This is a genomic window from Micromonospora musae, assembly GCF_003626635.1.
Classification (GTDB): Bacteria; Actinomycetota; Actinomycetes; order Mycobacteriales; family Micromonosporaceae; genus Micromonospora; species Micromonospora musae.
This window is the reverse complement of the sequence record NZ_RAZT01000003.1, coordinates 20,324-36,274: the sequence shown is the minus strand read 5'-3', so window position 1 is coordinate 36,274 and position 15,951 is coordinate 20,324. Positions and strand designations below refer to the sequence as shown.

Sequence of the window (15,951 nt, the reverse complement as noted above, 5' to 3'; positions counted from 1 at the left end):
TGCGGCGAATGGTAGCGATTCCTCGCGGCGGCGGCCCCACCGACGCCGATCTTGTGCGCGCCGCGCAGGTCGGTGAGGTGAGCGCCCTGGGGTTGCTGCTCGCCCGGCACCGGTCCGCCATGCTCGCGGTCGCGATCACCCTGCTCGGCTACGGTCCCGACGCCGAGGACGCCGTGCAGGACGCGACGGTGGTGGCGCTGCGCCGCGTCGGCGACGTCCGGGATCCGGAGGCGGTCGGCCCCTGGCTTCGGGCGGTGGTCCGGAACGTCTGCCGGGCGCGACGGGCCCGCCACGACCTGCCGCTCGACGACCCGCTCGCGGCGGCGCTGCGCTCGCCGGAACCCGATCCGGCGGAGGCGCTGGAGCGGCACGCGCTGCGGGACTGGGTCTGGCATGCGCTGGAGCAGTTGTCGCCACCGCTGCGGCTGGTGCTCGTGCTGCGGTACTTCACCGGTGTCACGACCTACCAGGACATCGCCGACGCCTGCGGGGTGCCGATCGGCACGGTGCGCAGCCGGCTCGCCGAGGCCCGGGACCGGTTGGCCCGGGCCGTGCTGGCGACGGCGGAGGCCGCCCATGACGACTCGGCGTCGCTGACCTCGGCGCGGTGGCGGCGGGCCGAGGAGACGCTGTCGGCCGCCCGCCGAGGGGACCTGGGCACCTTCGCGGCGTACTGGTCGCCGACGCTGGAGGGGCACTGGCCGCGTGGCGACCGGTCGTTCGGTCGCCGACGCGTCCTCGGTGTGCTGGAACGGGACCTCGGCGCGGGTGTGCATCACCACCTCGCGAACGTGGTGGCGGGGCGGGACCTCACCATCTGGGAGATCGAACTGGTCAACCCGGCCGACGACCCCTTCCACTGCCCGCCGAGGGCGGTGTGGATCCACCACCTCGAGAGCGGGCGGGCGCAGCGTTGCCGCCTCTTCCACGCCCGTCGACCCCTGGAGCGGTCGGCCGCCGCGGCGTGACCGAGGCCACCGCGTCCGTTCCGAACTATCCGCCCCCGTACCCCCATCTTGTTCAGGTGAGCATGACGAACGAAGAGTTGACCACCGCGATGGCCGAGGCGGCCGAGGCGGACTTCATGTACGCGTACGAGGCGGGGACGCCGGCGGCCGCCCAGGAGCGGCTCGGGATCGCCGTCGAGCGGATCGGTGGCGGCGTGGTCCTGTCCATGCGCAACGACCCCGTCTCTTACTGGAGCAAGGCGCTCGGGTTCGGCTTCACCGAGCCGGTCACCCGGGAGCTGGTGGACCGGATCGTCGCGTTCTACCGCGCCCAGGGCACCGCGGGGGCGGTGATCCAGGTCGCGCCGTCGGTCCTGCCGGCGGAGTGGGACGAGATCCGCCTCGCGCACGGGCTCGAGCCGGCGACGTCCTGGGTGAAGCTCGCTGCCCCGATCGAGCAGGTCCGGCCCGGTGCCGGCACCCGGCTGCGGGTCGCGCCGGTGGGCGAGAGCGACGCCGTCGAGTGGGCGCAGGTCGTACTGCGGGGCTTCGGCATGCCGATCGAGGGGCTCGCCGAGATGCTGGCCGCGAGCGTCGACCATCCCCAGTTCCATCCGTACGGCGTCTGGGACGGCGCCGACCTGGTGGGCGGGGCGAACCTCTTCGTGCGGGGCCCGGTCGGCGCGCTGAACGCCGGGTCGACCCTGCCGAGCCACCGGAACCTGGGGGTGCAGTCGGCCCTGATCGCGGCCCGTGCGGAGGCGGCTCGGGCGGCCGGCTGCCGGTGGCTGATCGCGGAGACGGGGCAGCCGGCGGAGGGTACGAAGAACCAGTCGCTGGCGAATCTGGAGCGCGCGGGCCTGCGCGTGCGGTACGCCCGGCAGAACTGGCGGTGGCAGGCGGACACCGATCCGTCGCCGGCCGCCTGACGAGGGGCGGTCCGGGCCGGTGGGACGCTGTCGTCCTGGCGGCCCGCCGCCCGATCGCCTGCTCCGGTGCATAACGGCTGCACCATTTTTCTCATTTGCCCCGCCACCCGTGGTCGGCCGTGCTCGTTGCAGTCTCCGTAGGACGGGACCGGCTGGTCCCATGCTCGAGGGGGCGCAGCTGAAGCGGATCGCAGGAATGATCATCGCCGCGGGCGGCGGCCGCCGGATCGGCGGACCGGAGGCGCTGCTGCACCAGGGGGAGAAGCCCCTGGTCAACAGGATGATCGACACGATGACCGAGGCGGGCTGCGAGCGGCTCGTGGTGGTGCTCGGCGCCGCCGCCGACCAGGTGCGCGAGACGGCCGACCTGACCGGGGCGACCGTGGTGGTCAACCGGGCGTGGGGGACCGGCGTGGGCTCCTCCATCCGCGCCGGGCTGGCCGCGATCGACGACGAGCTGGTCGAGGCGGTGGTCGTCGTACCCGTCGACATGCCGGGCCTGACCTCGGCCGCAGTGCGCCGGGTCGCCGCCCTGCCGTACCCGGACGTGCTGGTCTGCGCCACCTACGACGGGCTGCGCGGCTACCCGATGCTCTTCGGCCGCCGGCACTGGGCCGGCATTGCGACCCTGGCCAGCGCCGATGTCGGCGCGCGGCCGTACCTGCTGGCGCACAAGGACCAGATCGTCGACATCGCCTGTGACCGGGTGGCCGACGGCAGCCGGGTGGACACGCCCGAGCTGATGGCGCTCTACGGTCTGACCGTCCCGCCGCAGCGCGTCGGCGTCTGACTTCGCGAATACGTGCCCCCACGGTCACGGCCCGTTGCGATAGCGTCTCTCCGCCGGCCGACCGGACGTGTCAGCGGCACGGGGGTGCGCGGTGGGAACGATTGCTCGACATGTCGCCGGAGCCGTGGTCGCCTGGCTCGTCTTCACGTCGGAAGGGCTGGTGGGCTACCTCGGCCTGCTCGGCTACGCCGTGATCACGAACGGCGATCCGGGCGGGCCGCTCGCCGGGCCCGTCTTCGTGGTGGTCGCCGCGCTGATCGGCTTCGTTGCGGTGCCGCTGCTGGTGGCGCCCGCCGTCTTGGTCGCCGAGGCGACGGGGCGACGAAGGGGACGGTTCGTGGGCGCCCTGATCGGCGGTGGCGGCGCGATGCTCGCCGCCGCGCTCTGCGCGGCGGCGGTAGCCCTGGTCACCGACGTCTCGCCGGGCGGGGCCGTCCTGGCCGGTCTGGTCGCCGCGCTCGCCGTCGTCGGGCCGGTGGCGGCGTACGCCGCGACGGCCGGGGCGGTACGCGGCCTGGCCCAGCGGGCCCGGCGGCCGCAGCCCGCCCCGGTCGACGAGGAGCAGTTCGCCCGCCTCCCCTCCTAACGCCTGATTCGTACGGGTCGCCCGAGCGGAACGAGCCCCAGCGGCAGCGGACGCGGGCGGGCAGGTGTACGTCGACGGGGCGGTCCGGCAGCGTGGAGGTCACCGCCGCCGGTCGCCCGGCCCGGACGACGGCGGTCAGCCGGTGGGGAGCTCCGCCTCGCCGTTCAGCCAGCGCCGGAGCAGCTCCTTGCGGACCTTGCCGGCCGAGTTCCGGGGCAACGTGTCGACCAGCTCCAGCCGGGTCGGCTGGTACCACTGCGTCATGCCGCGCTGGGCGAGGTGTTCGCGTAGCTCGGTCAGGGTGGGTGGCGGGGTGCTCCGGGCGACGAGCACGGCGCAGGGGTCCTCGTATCCGTCGTCGGCCCGGTAACCGACCACGGCCACGTCGCCGACGGCGGGGTGGTTGAGCAGCTCGGTCTCGACGTCGTTGACGGGGATCATGGCTCGGCCCCGACTGGAGATCCGGTCGGCGACCCGGCCCATGATCCGGATTCCGCCGGCCCCGTCGGCGATGGCGAGGTCGCCCGTGTCGTACCAGCCGTCGTCCTGCTCCGCCAGCACCCGTAGCTCCCCGCTGTCGCGGCCCATCGTCGCCAGGCAGACGCCGGCGCCGCGGACGAAGAGCCGGGCGGGCTGCTCGCGGGTGATCTCCTCCACGGAGCGCAGGTCGACCTCCAGGCCCGGACCGGGCCGGCCGTCGCTGCGGGTGCCCCAGTCCGCCGGCTGGTCGGCGCGGGTCCAGGTCTGGGCCGTCACCTCGGTCATTCCCCAGAGCGTCCGCATCGGCACGCCGAGCGCGCCCGGCGTCTCGGTGACGAGTCGACCCGGGATGGTGGTTGCTCCGGTGACCGCGAGGCGCAGCGCGGGCAGCGTCCGGGAGCCTTCGCGCGCCGCGGCGATCAGGTCGAAGAAGTACGTCGGCGCCGCGAACATGGCGGTGGTGCCCGTCTCGGCGAGCAGCGGCAGCGCCACCTCCCTGCTCCAGGCGTCCAGCACCACCGAGGCGGCTCCCGCGAGCAACGGCATGGTGACGCCGTACAACACGCCCCCGACGAAGGCGAACGCGTGCGGGATGAAGAGCACGTCATCCGGACCGATCCGCTCCTCGGCGATGATGGCGGAGATGCCGGCGTAGATGGTGTTGAAGCTGTGCAGGATGCCCTTCGGCTCGCCCGACGTGCCGGAGGTGAAGAGCACCAGCGCGGCCCGGTAGGGGTCCTCGGTCGCCTCGTCCAGCGCCACCGGGTGCCGGCGCTCCCACGGGGTCTCCTGGAAGTGGCGGACGAAGTCGACCTCGCCGTCCCGGACCGACTCTCCGAGCACCACCCGATGCCGCAGGGCGGGCAGCCGGGGCGCCAGCTCCGCCAGGGCGGTGGCGTGGTCGTACCCGGCCCAGCTGTCGACGGTCACGCAGACGACGGCGCCGACGCGGGCCAGGATGCGTTCCAGTTCACGGGCGCGGATGGTGGTGAGCACCGGCGCGATCGTCGCACCGAGCCGGGCGCAGGCCAGCATCAGTGCGTTGATCTGCCAGAGGTTCGGCAGCTGGATCGCCACCACGTCGCCGGGCCGCACCCCGAGTTCGTACAGCGCTCCCGCGAACCGCTCGACGTGGTGGGCGTACTCGGCGTAGGTGAGCCGCCGGGCCGGCGCGCCGTCGCGGTACGGGATGAGCGCGACCGCGTCGGGGGTGTCGTCGCGCCATCGGCGTAGGTCACCGAGCGGGCCGCCGTCGCGCCACACCCCCGACTCGCGGTGTCTTCTGATCGTCTCCTCGGCGGGGCGCAAGTGCGAGATCATCACTTGTTGACCACGCTCCGGGCCGGCGGCTGGTTCAATCCGGTGACCGTTGTCTCATGTGGACGGTCGAGGTCAGTCGCCGGCCGCCGCCATGAAGTCCCGCACGGCGGCTCGGGGGTCGCCCGAACGCACCAGCGCCTCCCCCACCAGTACGACGTCGGCGCCCCACCGCCGGTACTGCGCGACGTCCTCCGGCCCGGCGACACCGGACTCGGCCACCGCGACCGCCGTGGCCGGGATGGCCGGGGCCAGCCGCTCGAAGACCGTCCGGTCCACTTCCAGCGTGGTCAGGTCGCGTGCGTTGATGCCGATCAGGTCCGCGCCCGCCTCGGCGGCCCGGGCGAGTTCCTCGGCGGTGTGCGCCTCCACCAGTGCGGTCAGTCCGAGCTCGCGGGCCAGACCGAGCAGGTCGGCGAGGAGCCCGCCGTCGAGCGAGACCACCATGAGCAGGACCAGGTCCGCGCCGTGGGCCCGGGTCTCCCACACCTGGTACGGCGTGACGATGAAGTCCTTGCGCAGGATCGGGACGTCCACGGCCCGGCGGACGGAGTCCAGGTCGGCGAGGGAGCCGGCGAAGCGGCGCTGCTCGGTCAGTACGCTGATCGCCGCCGCGCCGCCCGCGGCGTACTGCTGGGCGAGGGCTGCCGGGTCCGGGATGTCGGCGAGCGCGCCCTTGCTGGGGCTGCTCCGCTTGACCTCCGCGATGATCGAGACGCCGGGTGCGCGGAACCGGGGGAGTGCCGCCAGGGCCGGCGGCGTGTCGGCGACCCGTGCCTTCAGCTCGGCCAGCGAGACGGCGCTCTGCCGGGTCGCCAGGTCGGCACGGACACCCTCAAGAATCCCGTCCAGCACGCTCACAGTTCCCCCAGATGACGCCGGCTCACCGGGAAACGTACCCCTGCCTGGTCTTCTTCGACCAACGGCGATTCAAGCTTGGCGGGGGTCGGCGCGGGATGCCGTGCGCGCCGCACGGCATCCCGCGTCGTGGTCAGGACGTCGCCGGCTCCAGGCTGCCGCCGGCGGCGAGCCGCTTGTACCAGTGCGCGCTCTGCTTCCAGGTCCGGACCTGGGTGTCGTAGTCGACCCGGATGATCCCGAACCGGCGGTCGTAGCCGTAGCCCCACTCGAAGTTGTCCAGCAGCGACCAGACGAAGTAGCCCCGCACGTCCGCGCCCTGCGCCCGGGCGTCGGCCACCGCGGCGATGTGCCGGTGCAGGTAGTCGATGCGCCGGTCGTCGGAGATGGTGCCGTCGGCCGACACGACGTCGTCGAAGGCGGCGCCGTTCTCGGTGATCATCAGCGGCTGGGCCGGGTACTCCCGGTGCAGCCGCAGCAGCAGCTCGGTGAAGGCCGGCGGGTCGATGTTCCAACCCATCGCGGTGTACGGGCCGGGCTGCGGCAGGAAGTCGACGTCGTCGGCGGCCACCCACGGCGTGGCCTCCGACGCGCCGTGCCCGTCCGCGTCGGAGCGGGGCGACACCCCGTCCCAGGCCCGGACCAGGGTGCTGGAGTAGTAGTTGACCCCGAGCACGTCCAGCGGCACTGCGATGAGCTTCTCGTCGCCGTCGCGGACGAACGACCAGTCGGTGACGGCCGCCGTGTCGGTCAGCAGGTCGGCCGGGTACGCCCCGTCCAGCATCGGGCCGAGGAAGGCCCGGTTCGCCAGCGCGTCGATCCGACGTACCGCGTCCCGGTCGGCCTCCGAGTCGGAGGCGCCGCGCACGACGTGCAGGTTCAACGTCACGGAGAGGTCCGCCGCCGGGGCGACCTCCCGCACCACCCGCCCGGCCAGGCCGTGCGCGAGGTTCAGGTGGTGCACCGCGGCCAGCGCCGCCGCCGGCTCGGTACGACCGGGCGCGTGCACGCCGGAGGCGTAGCCCAGGTACGCCGAGCACCACGGCTCGTTCAACGTGGTCCAGGTGTGCACCCGGTCGCCCAGCGCCTTGACGATGCCGGCCGCGTACTCCTCGAAGCGCAGCGCCGTCTCCCGCGACGCCCAGCCCCCGGCGTCCTCCAGCTCCTGCGGCAGGTCCCAGTGGTACATGGTCGCCACCGGGCGGACGCCCCGCTCCAGCAGCCCGTCGACGAGCCGGGAGTAGAAGTCGATGCCGGCCTGGTTGAACTTGCCGGAGCCGCCCGGCCGCACCCGCGGCCAGGAGATCGAGAAGCGGTACGCGCCCAGGCCGAGGTCGGCGATGTGCCCGAGGTCCTCCTGCCAGCGGTGGTAGTGGTCGGCCGCCACGTCACCGGTGTCGCCGTTCAGCGTCCGGCCCGGGGTGTGGCTGTAGGTGTCCCAGATGGACCTGCCCCGGCCGTCCTCGTCGGCCGCCCCCTCGATCTGGTACGAGGCCGTGGCCGACCCCCAGACGAAGCTCTCCGGAAAGACGTAGCCCGTCATCGCTGCACTCCCTGGATCTCGCAGTGGTATCCCGTCGATGCCCCGGCGACCAGTTCGGCACCGGCCGCGCCGTCCGCGTATCGCACCTCGAACTCGGCGCCCGGCCCGTTGCCGGGCGACGGCACCCGCACCCGGGTCCGCTGCCCCTCGGTGGGTGCGAAGAGACGAAGCCGCACGCCGTCGGCCCACTCGTAGTCCGGCCGGTCCGCGCGGTCCCCGAACGGGATCACCGCACCGGGACGGGCCAGCACGGGCAGGCTGTCGAACGCGTGCCGTTCAGTGAACCAGGCCGGTCCGGTGAGCTGCTCGCCGGTCACCAGGTGCGTCCAGGTCCCGGCCGGCACGTAGAAGGTGACCTCCCCGTCGGCGCTCATCACCGGCGCCACCAGGACGTCGGGACCGAGCATGTACTGCCGGTCCAGGTACGCCGCGGTCGGGTCGTCGGGGAACTCCAGCACCATCGGGCGCATCATCGGCACCCCGTCGCGATGCGCCTCCTCGGCGACCGTGGCGAGGTACGGCATCAGGCGCATCTTGAGCCGCGTGAAGTGCCGCAGCACGTCCACGGCCTCCTCGTCGAAGGCCCACGGCACCCGGTACGAGCCGGAACCGTGCAGCCGGGAGTGCGAGGAGAGCAGGCCGAACGCGATCCACCGCTTGAACACCGCCGGATCCGGGGTGCCCTCGAAGCCGCCGATGTCGTGGCTCCAGTAGCCGAAGCCGGACGCGGCCAGCGACAGCCCGCCGCGCAGGGACTCGGCCATCGCCACGAAGGTGGACTCGCAGTCGCCGCCCCAGTGCACCGGGAACTGCTGCCCGCCGGCGGTGGCCGACCGGGCGAAGAGCACCGCCTCGCCCTCCCCGCGCTCGGCCTCCAGCAGTTCGAAGACCGCCTTGTTGTAGAGGTGGGTGTAGTAGTTGTGCATCCGCTGCGGGTCGGAGCCGTCGTGCCAGACCACGTCGGTGGGGATGCGCTCGCCGAAGTCGGTCTTGAAGCTGTCGACGCCCATGTCGAGCAGCGCCTTGAGCTTGCCGGTGAACCAGGCGACCGCGTCCGGGTTGGTGAAGTCCACCAGCGCCATGCCGGCCTGCCACTTGTCCCACTGCCAGATCGACCCGTCCGGCCGGCGGACCAGGTAGCCGTGGCGGCGACCCTCCTCGAAGAGGTACGAGCGCTGCGCGATGTACGGGTTGATCCAGACGCAGACCTTCAGGTCGCGCTCGTGCAGCCGGCGCAGCATGCCCTCCGGGTCCGGGAAGGTCGCCGGGTCCCAGACGAAGTCGACCCAGTGGAACTGCCGCATCCAGAAGCAGTCGAAGTGGAAGACCGAGAGCGGCAGGTCCCGCTCGGCCATCCCGTCGATGAACTCGGTGACGGTCTTCTCGTCGTACGAGGTGGTGAACGACGTCGACAGCCACAGCCCGTACGACCAGGCCGGTACCCGCGCCGGACGACCGGTCAGCGCCGTGTACCGGCGCAGCACGTCCTTCGGGGTGGGGCCGTCGATCAGGTAGTAGGTGAGCGTCTGACCCTCGACGCTGAACTGCGTCTGCGACACCACCTCCGAGCCGATCTCGAACGAGACGTGCTCCGGGTGGTCGACGAAGACGCCGTAGCCGCGGTTGCTGAGGTAGAACGGCACGTTCTTGTACGCCTGCTCGCTGGCGGTGCCGCCGTCGGCGTTCCAGACGTCGACGACCTGGCCGTTCTTCACGAACGTGCCGAACCGCTCGCCCAGCCCGTAGAGGTTCTCGCCCACGTCGAGCCCGAGCCGCTCGTGCACGTACTCCCGCCCGTCGGCGTCGGTGACGACGCCGATGCTGCGCTCGGTGGAGGAGGTCAGCAGCCGGTCTCCGTGCAGGAAGTCGACCCGCCAGCCGTCGACCAGCGCGATCCGGGCGGTCAGGTCGCCGCTGGTCAGCGTGGCGTTGAGGCCGGTGACGTCGACCTTCACCGGGTGGTCGTCGCCGGCGGCCAGCTCGAACCTGGGCAGCTTCGGTGACCCGCCGAGGTGGTGGGCGATGGTGACGCCGATGACCCCGTCGGCGGGGGAGAAGAGCCGTACGGTGACGAGCGGGCGGTTCAGGGTGTCGCCGCGGCCGGTGATCCGGCCGGTGGGGGCGAAGACGGTGAGACCGCGCTCCTCCGGCTCGACCGACTCCACCGCGCCGGGGCGCAGCACGGTGACCCCCGGTCGCAGTTGCCAGTACCCGTCGGTGAACTTCACTTCTCGGCTCCTGCCGTGATGCCGCGCGAGAGGGTGCGCTGGAAGATGAGGAAGAAGAGGATCGCCGGCACCAGGCTGATCAGCGCACCCGCGTTGGTGGTCGGGGCGTCCATGAGCCGGTCGCCCTGCAACGACGCCAACGCGACCGGAATGGTCTGCGTGGAGTTGTCGATGAGCATGACCAGCGGGATCAGGAACTCGTTCCAGGTCCAGATGAAGAAGAAGATGAGCAGCACCGCGAGGGTCGGGCGCAGGTTGGGGAAGACCACCCGCCAGAGGATCTTCCACTTGCCCGCGCCGTCCAGGGCCGCCGCCTCGAGCAGCGAGCGGGGGAAGGTGCCGAGCACCGAGGCGAGCAGGTAGGTGCCGAACGCGCTCTGGATGACGGTGAAGATGATGATCACCGAGAGCTGGGTGTTGTAGAGGCCGATCTGCTTCGCGACGTAGTAGAGCGGGTAGATCAGCGACTCCTGCGGCAGCATGTTGGCCAGCAGGAAGAGCCCCACGATCCAGAGTCGGCCGCGGACCCGGCCGATGCCCAGGGCGTACGCGTTGAGCAGCGACACGATCACGCCGAGCACCGCGACGGAGCCGGCGATGAGCGCCGAGTTCCACAGCTTCAGCGGGAAGTCGACCTGGGTCCAGTAGTTGCGCAGACCCTTGGTGTAGAACTCCGTCGGCCAGCTCAGCGGGCCGCCCGTCGAGTAGTCGCCGGGCGACTTGAACGCGTTGAGCAGCATGAACACGAACGGCACCAGCATGGCGAGCGCGCCGAGGGTGACCAGGACGAGGACGATCCAGCGGCTCGCGCCGCGGTGGTGCCGGTCGCGGGCCGGCTGCGGCCGGCGCGGGGTCACCGCGTTCTCGGCCGGTGTGAGCGTGACGGTCATGTCAGACCCCCCGGTCCTGGCGCTCGTTGCGGTACTGCAGCCAGATGAAGACCACGGCCACCACGATGATGATCAGGGTGAGCACTGTGGAGATCGCGGAGCCGTAGCCGACCTGGAGCTTCTTGAAGAAGGTGTAGTAGGCGAAGTACGACGGCACGTTTGTCGTGTTCTCCGGCCCGCCCCGGGTCAGCGCGAAGACCGGGCCGAACACCTTCAGCGCCGCGATGGTGCAGGTCAGCGCCACCACGAAGGTCTCCGGCCGGATCTGCGCCAGGGTGATGGCCCGGAACCGGCGGAACCAGTTGGCGCCGTCGACCTCGGCGGCCTCGTACAGCTCGGGGTCGACCCGTTGCAGCGCCGCCATGAAGACGACGACCGGGTAGCCGATCTGCACCCAGATCATCACTGCCATCACGCTGGGCATGGCGGTGTTCGGGTCGCCGAGCCAGTCGTGCCGCAGGGCGCCGAGGCCGACCGCGTCGAGCAGGCTGTTGAACGCGCCGTCGGGGCGCAGGATCCAGCCCCAGACGATGCCGGCCACCACGACCGGCAGCACCTGCGGCAGGTAGAAGGCGGCGCGCAGCGCCGCGGCGGTGCGTGGCTTGAACTTGCGTCCGATGACGTCGAAGAGCGCGGCGGCGAGCACCAGCCCGAGCAGGGTCGGCACCACGACCATCGCGACGATCATCGCGAGCGTGTTCTTGAACGACGTCCAGAAGATCTCGTCCTGGAACAGGTTGCGGTAGTTCTCCAGGCCGATGAAGGTGGGGTCGCCGACGCCGGACCACTTGGTCAGCGAGAGGTAGACGGTGCCGACCAGCGGCGCGCCGATGACCAGGATGAAGAGCACCGCGCCGGGCAGCAGGTAGAGCCAGTATCCGGCGTTGCCGCTACGGCGCTTCCGGCCGGTCGGGGTGGGTTCGGTGGAGGTGGCGGGCCGTTCGGGGCCGGCCACGGTCTCGGAGAGTGCCATGGGAGATCCTTCCCGGCGGGGTGGGCGCGCCGGGCGCGCCCACCCCTCGCCGTGTCACTTGCCGGTGATCTCCTTGACGCCCTCGGCGTACGGCTTGGCGATCGTGTCGAGCACCTGGTCGGGCTTCTTGGAGCCGTTGATCAGGCCCTGGAAGCCGGAGACCAGCACGTCGTAGTAGCCGGGCACCGGCCAGTCCGGGTAGAAGGCCAGACCGTCCTGCTGGCTGATCACGTTGAAGTTCTCGATCAGCTTCTTGTTCTTCGGGTCGGTGATCTTCGAAGCGTCGGCCGCGACCGGCACACCGCCGTTGTTGCCGATCAGCTCCTGGATCTCCGGCCGCAGGGTGATGTCGACGAAGTCGTAGGCGAGGCTCTTGGCCTTGCTGTTGGTCGGAACCACCCAGAGGTTGCCGGACGAGCCGGCGTGGAACTTGTTACCGGGGAAGAGGAAGGAGTCCCAGTTGAACTTGATCTCGTCCTTGAACCGGCCGTACCACCAGCTGCCCGAGACGATCATCGGGGCCTTGCCGGAGATGAACGCGGTGCCCATGTCCTCGGCCTTGAGGCTGGCGGAGTCCTTGGCGACGTAGCCCTTGTTCACCCACTCGGCGAAGGTCTCCGCGCCGTACTTCAGCGGGTCGGCCTTGAAGTCCACCGGGTTCTTGTAGAGCTGGTAGTCGTCGACGAACTTCCGGTCGGCCTTGGCGAGCGCCAGCTGGTAGAAGAGCTGGCCGGCCGGGTACTCGGCGCCCGCCTCGGCCAGCGGGGTGACGCCCTTGCCGACGAAGGTGTCCATCGCCGCGGTCATCTCGTCGTACGTGGTCGGCACCTTGATGCCGTACTTGTCGAAGAGGTCCTTGTTGAAGTAGACCATCACGTACTCGCCGTAGTTCGGCACGCCGTACCAGTTGCCCGAGCCCATCACGCCCTTGTCGCTGTAGCGGGCGGTGGTCTGCAGGCTGGGGCTGAGCTCCTTGTCCCAGCCGCGCTTGGTCGCCTCCTCGCTCAGGTCGGTGAGCAGGCCCTGGGAGGAGAGCAGGCCGGCGGTGGCGTTGCCCTTGTTGTACTCCATCAGGTCCGGACCCTCGGACGAGTTGATGATCATGCCGGCGTTCTGCTGGATCTGCTCGAACGCCTTGCGCTCGAACTGCACCTCGACGCCCGGGTGCTCGTCCTTGAAGATCTGGATGGCGCGGTCCCAGGCGATCCCCATCGCGCTGTTCTCGCTCTCGTAATGCCAGAGCTTGAGGGTCTTGGCGTCGCCCCCGTCACCGCCCTCGTCGCTGCCGCAAGCGGCGAGCGTCGTGGCGGCCGTAGCGGCCAGCGCCACTGCGGCGATCACCCTACGGAATTGCCTCATTGCTATCCTCCTGGTGAGTATCGTGCCGGTACTTACCTGGCCCGTCGTCGCGTTGCAGCGCGGCGGCGGGCCGACGTGTGTCAGGTCCCCGGTGGGCCGGAGCCGGTCGGATCGCTGCCGTCGCTGACGCTCACGGCGAGCGTCGCCGGGGCCGGGCAGGTCGAGCCCCGGACCTCCAACGCGCACGGCAGCAGCTGCTGGTGGTTGTCGTCGCCGGTGCCGGTCACGTGGCGCAGCAGTGCCTCCACCGCGATCCGTCCCAGCGCCGAGCCGGGGGAGGTCATCGCGGTGAGCGCCGGGGTGGCCAGCTCGGCGACCTGGGGTGAGGTCACCATCGAGACCACCGAGACGTCGCGCGGGACCGCGAGGCCCCGGTTGGTCAGTTCGCCGAGGATCCCGAAGATCGCATTCTCGTTCATGACCAGCACGGCGGTGAGGTCGGGCGCCTGCGCGAGGGCCGCGGTCAGGGCGGCGCGTCCGCCGGCCGCGCTGTCCTCCGCCGTGATCATCACCGGCTCCAGCCCGTGGCCGGTCATCGCCGCCACGAAGGCGTCGCGGGTGCGTACGGCGGGACCGTAGCCGGCCGCGATGGCCGCCGCCGAGTGGTTCACGTAGACGATGCGGTCGTGCCCGAGGCTGACCAGGTGCGCGACCGCCTCCCGGACGGTCTGGTCGAAGTCGATGTCCACGTACGAGAGGCCGGTGGTGTCGCCGGTACGGCCGATCAGCACCAGCGGCACGCCGGCCTCCTGGAGCGCGCCCACCCGCTCGTCCTCGACCTGCACCTCCATCAGCACTGCACCGTCGAGCATCCGCTGGCTGGCCAGCCGCCGCAGGTCGTCGAGGTCGCCGACGGGGGAGAGGACCAGGTGGTAGCCGGCGACGCTGGCGGCGGCGGCCGCGCCGGTGACGAAGGCCGTCTCGGTGGCGCCGAGCCCGCGCTCGTCCATCGGCATCAGCAGGCCGACGATCCGGCTGCGCCGGCTGGCCAGGCCGCGGGCCATGGCGTTGGGCTGGTAGCCGAGTTCGGTCATGGCCGCGAGCACCTTGTCGCGGGTGGCCTGGGAGATGGGGCGCGCTCCGGTTAACACGTACGACACGGTGCTGACCGAGACCCGGGCGAGGCGCGCGACGTCATGCATCGTTGCCACCGCGCACCTCCTTTGGTCACGCTCCCACGCGGCTGTCGAAGCGTTTCGACTAACCGTTTCGACGGAACCGTAGGACACGTTCACGGCGCCGTCAATAGTTGTTTTCCAGCCGTGGCCTGCCCGGATGCGCCGGATCCTCGGCCAGACCCTCCGCGTGCGGGGCGCTTGCTCGATCAACTCGACTTCATTGAGGTCGGGCCGTCCCGGACGTCCGGATGGCCCGACCTCAGGGATTTCGAGTCGATCATGGCCCCGGCCCGGGGTGGTCGGGCCGAAGGGGGTCCGGAGTCGGCCGGTGGACGCCGCGGCTCCGCCCGCCGGCCGGTGTCCGGTGTCCGGTTACGCCGGAATCTCGGCGAAGAACTGCCGCAGGGCGTCCGCCACGAGGTCGGGCGCGGTATGGGTCACGAAGTGCGACTGTCCCTGCCAGATGATTCGGCGTACGCGCGGAAGCGCCGCTGCGAGGGCGTCCATCGTGGTGGGCATCGGCTCCCAGGTGTCGGCGCCCTGCAGCAGCAGGGTCGGTACGCCCACCGCGGACCAGCGTCCGATCTCCGGGTCGTCCTCGGCGAGCGCCTCGAGATCGTGCAGCCAGCCCAGCGCGGAGCGCTTCGCCTCGACCGGGTCGGGGGTCCGGTCACCCATCGCTGCGGCGAGTGCCGCGACGACCTCGGCGGGGACCTGGGTCACCTCGTTGAGCGTCGCGGCCATCGCCGGCTGGTCGTTGTGCGCGAAGGCCACCCGGTACCGGTCGCGCAAGGGCGCGATCCTCGGCCCGGCCGCGAAGAGCGGAGGCTCGAAGAGGGCGAGTGAACGCAGCCGGCCCGGCGACGCCACGGCGGTGTGCAGCGCGACGGTCGCTCCGTAGGAGGCTCCGACGAGGTGTACCGGCCGATCCGAGGCTCCGCCCGCCGTCTGGATCACGGCCGTCAGGTCGGCTACATCGTCCTCGAAGGACTTGATTCCGGCGGGAACCTCGCTCGGCCCGTATCCGCGCCGGGCCGGCAGCCACACCTCGTGCTCCTCGGCGAGCCGGTCGGCGACCGTGGCCCAGGAGTGCAGTCCGCCGCCCGACCCGTGCACCAGGACGACCGGATCACCGGCGCCCGTACGCCGGACCACCAGGCGGGTGCCGTCCGCCGACCGGACGTGTTGATCGTGGCTCTCGGGGGTTGTCACTGCCGCTCCCTGTTCCTGCTTGGCCAGTTGCTCAAGGTGTTGTGCATCGCGTCGGTGATGCTGCTCCAGGAGACGTCGACGTCGCGCGGATGCCCGAATCCCTCGGTGTTCTCGAGGCTCACGAAACCGTGGATGGTGCTGCGAACGAAACGGATGGCGTCGGTCAACTCCGGCTCGTCGAGCCCGTAACCGCGAAGCATCGCGTAGCTCAGTTCGATGAGGCGGAGATGGCCCGCCGAATTCGTACCGATCGCGGACGGCAGCGGCAATTGTGTGGCGGCGTACTGCCCGGGGTGGGCGCGGGCGAAGGCGCGCCAGGCCGCGCCGAAGCCGGCCAGGGCCTCCCGGCCGGATCGGCCGGCCACGGCCAGCGCGAGCCGATCCGCGAACGCGGCGGCAGCCCGCACCGCGACCTGCTCGACCAGCGCGTCGCGGCTGCGCACATGCGTGTACAAGGCGGCGTCCGTCACCCCGAAGTGTCGCGCGACCGCCGCGACGGTCAGTCGGGGCAAGCCGACCGTGTCGGCCAACTCGGCCGCGGCGGCCGAGACGCGGTCGCTGGTCAAACCCTGCCGTGGCATCCGACCTTCCCTCACTAAGCAACAACTTAGGGCCCCTAAGATAGCAGCCGGCCGCGGCTCGGGCCGAGAGGGTGGCTGGTGGCCCGGCGGAAGTCTGTTCGGCGCGTTCCAGGTGGGCGCCGGCTGCGGGTCGAGGCCCG

At 71.4% G+C, this 15,951-nt stretch carries 14 protein-coding genes; 4 read left to right on the top strand and 10 right to left on the bottom strand.

The features are described from left to right. Positions 1-8: 8 nt before the first annotated feature. From D7044_RS06015 to D7044_RS32250, 4 genes are all read left to right on the top strand, one after another. Entirely contained in the window at positions 9-968 is a 960-nt protein-coding gene (locus tag D7044_RS06015; protein WP_120688260.1) for an RNA polymerase sigma factor, read from the top strand. A gap of 62 nt (positions 969-1,030) precedes the next feature. Continuing rightward, positions 1,031-1,876 (top strand): GNAT family N-acetyltransferase, encoded by an 846-nt coding sequence (locus D7044_RS06010; RefSeq protein WP_325050884.1) that lies wholly within the window; start codon positions 1,031-1,033, stop codon positions 1,874-1,876. A 196-nt stretch (positions 1,877-2,072) separates the two neighbouring features. Next, positions 2,073-2,666 carry a nucleotidyltransferase family protein gene (locus tag D7044_RS06005; protein ID WP_120683480.1) on the top strand — a complete coding sequence of 198 codons (594 nt, stop codon included), beginning with the start codon at positions 2,073-2,075 and terminating at the stop codon, positions 2,664-2,666. A gap of 91 nt (positions 2,667-2,757) precedes the next feature. Continuing rightward, the gene (locus D7044_RS32250; RefSeq protein WP_158609960.1) at positions 2,758-3,252 is read left to right on the top strand and encodes a hypothetical protein; all 495 of its coding nucleotides are present in this window, start codon (positions 2,758-2,760) and stop codon (positions 3,250-3,252) included. Between the two features lie 135 nt (positions 3,253-3,387). Here the strand turns inward: D7044_RS32250 and D7044_RS06000 are convergent, their stop codons facing one another. From D7044_RS06000 to D7044_RS05955, 10 genes are all read right to left on the bottom strand, one after another. Further along, entirely contained in the window at positions 3,388-5,052 is a 1,665-nt protein-coding gene (locus tag D7044_RS06000) for an AMP-binding protein (protein ID WP_120688259.1), read from the bottom strand. Positions 5,053-5,124: 72 nt separating this feature from the next. Beyond that, entirely contained in the window at positions 5,125-5,904 is a 780-nt protein-coding gene (trpC, locus tag D7044_RS05995) for an indole-3-glycerol phosphate synthase TrpC (RefSeq protein WP_233564902.1), read from the bottom strand. A gap of 136 nt (positions 5,905-6,040) precedes the next feature. Beyond that, the gene (locus D7044_RS05990) at positions 6,041-7,450 is read right to left on the bottom strand and encodes a GH1 family beta-glucosidase (protein ID WP_120688257.1); all 1,410 of its coding nucleotides are present in this window, start codon (positions 7,448-7,450) and stop codon (positions 6,041-6,043) included. Further along, entirely contained in the window at positions 7,447-9,678 is a 2,232-nt protein-coding gene (yicI, locus tag D7044_RS05985; protein ID WP_120683411.1) for an alpha-xylosidase, read from the bottom strand. The genes D7044_RS05990 and yicI overlap by 4 nt, the downstream gene beginning before the upstream one ends. Then, positions 9,675-10,568 (bottom strand): carbohydrate ABC transporter permease, encoded by an 894-nt coding sequence (locus D7044_RS05980; protein WP_120683413.1) that lies wholly within the window; start codon positions 10,566-10,568, stop codon positions 9,675-9,677. The genes yicI and D7044_RS05980 overlap by 4 nt, the downstream gene beginning before the upstream one ends. A 1-nt stretch (position 10,569) precedes the next feature. Continuing rightward, on the bottom strand, positions 10,570-11,541 hold the full coding sequence (locus tag D7044_RS05975) for a carbohydrate ABC transporter permease (protein WP_120683415.1): 972 nt from the start codon (positions 11,539-11,541) through the stop codon (positions 10,570-10,572). 54 nt (positions 11,542-11,595) lie between these two features. Continuing rightward, complete coding sequence (locus tag D7044_RS05970) at positions 11,596-12,900, bottom strand: ABC transporter substrate-binding protein (protein ID WP_120688256.1); 1,305 nt, start codon at positions 12,898-12,900, stop codon at positions 11,596-11,598. A gap of 80 nt (positions 12,901-12,980) precedes the next feature. Next, complete coding sequence (locus tag D7044_RS05965) at positions 12,981-14,042, bottom strand: LacI family DNA-binding transcriptional regulator (RefSeq protein WP_233563562.1); 1,062 nt, start codon at positions 14,040-14,042, stop codon at positions 12,981-12,983. Between the two features lie 348 nt (positions 14,043-14,390). Further along, positions 14,391-15,230: an alpha/beta fold hydrolase gene (locus tag D7044_RS05960; protein WP_158609959.1), complete on the bottom strand. Its 840-nt coding sequence runs from the start codon at positions 15,228-15,230 to the stop codon at positions 14,391-14,393. After that, on the bottom strand, positions 15,227-15,811 hold the full coding sequence (locus tag D7044_RS05955) for a TetR/AcrR family transcriptional regulator (protein ID WP_120688255.1): 585 nt from the start codon (positions 15,809-15,811) through the stop codon (positions 15,227-15,229). Before D7044_RS05955 ends, D7044_RS05960 begins: the two co-directional genes overlap by 4 nt. Positions 15,812-15,951 lie beyond the last annotated feature (140 nt).

Excerpts from the sequence above, each read along its gene's own strand:
- D7044_RS05955 (WP_120688255.1), bottom strand. The coding sequence starts at position 15,811 with ATGCCACGGCAGGGTTTGACCAGCGACCGCGTCTCGGCCGCCGCGGCC.
- D7044_RS05980 (WP_120683413.1), bottom strand. The coding sequence starts at position 10,568 with ATGACCGTCACGCTCACACCGGCCGAGAACGCGGTGACCCCGCGCCGG.
- D7044_RS05990 (WP_120688257.1), bottom strand. The coding sequence starts at position 7,450 with ATGACGGGCTACGTCTTTCCGGAGAGCTTCGTCTGGGGGTCGGCCACG.
- D7044_RS06015 (WP_120688260.1), top strand. The coding sequence starts at position 9 with ATGGTAGCGATTCCTCGCGGCGGCGGCCCCACCGACGCCGATCTTGTG.
- D7044_RS05975 (WP_120683415.1), bottom strand. The coding sequence starts at position 11,541 with ATGGCACTCTCCGAGACCGTGGCCGGCCCCGAACGGCCCGCCACCTCC.
- D7044_RS06000 (WP_120688259.1), bottom strand. The coding sequence starts at position 5,052 with ATGATCTCGCACTTGCGCCCCGCCGAGGAGACGATCAGAAGACACCGC.
- D7044_RS05965 (WP_233563562.1), bottom strand. The coding sequence starts at position 14,042 with ATGCATGACGTCGCGCGCCTCGCCCGGGTCTCGGTCAGCACCGTGTCG.
- D7044_RS05970 (WP_120688256.1), bottom strand. The coding sequence starts at position 12,900 with ATGAGGCAATTCCGTAGGGTGATCGCCGCAGTGGCGCTGGCCGCTACG.
- D7044_RS06010 (WP_325050884.1), top strand. The coding sequence starts at position 1,031 with ATGACGAACGAAGAGTTGACCACCGCGATGGCCGAGGCGGCCGAGGCG.
- D7044_RS06005 (WP_120683480.1), top strand. The coding sequence starts at position 2,073 with ATGATCATCGCCGCGGGCGGCGGCCGCCGGATCGGCGGACCGGAGGCG.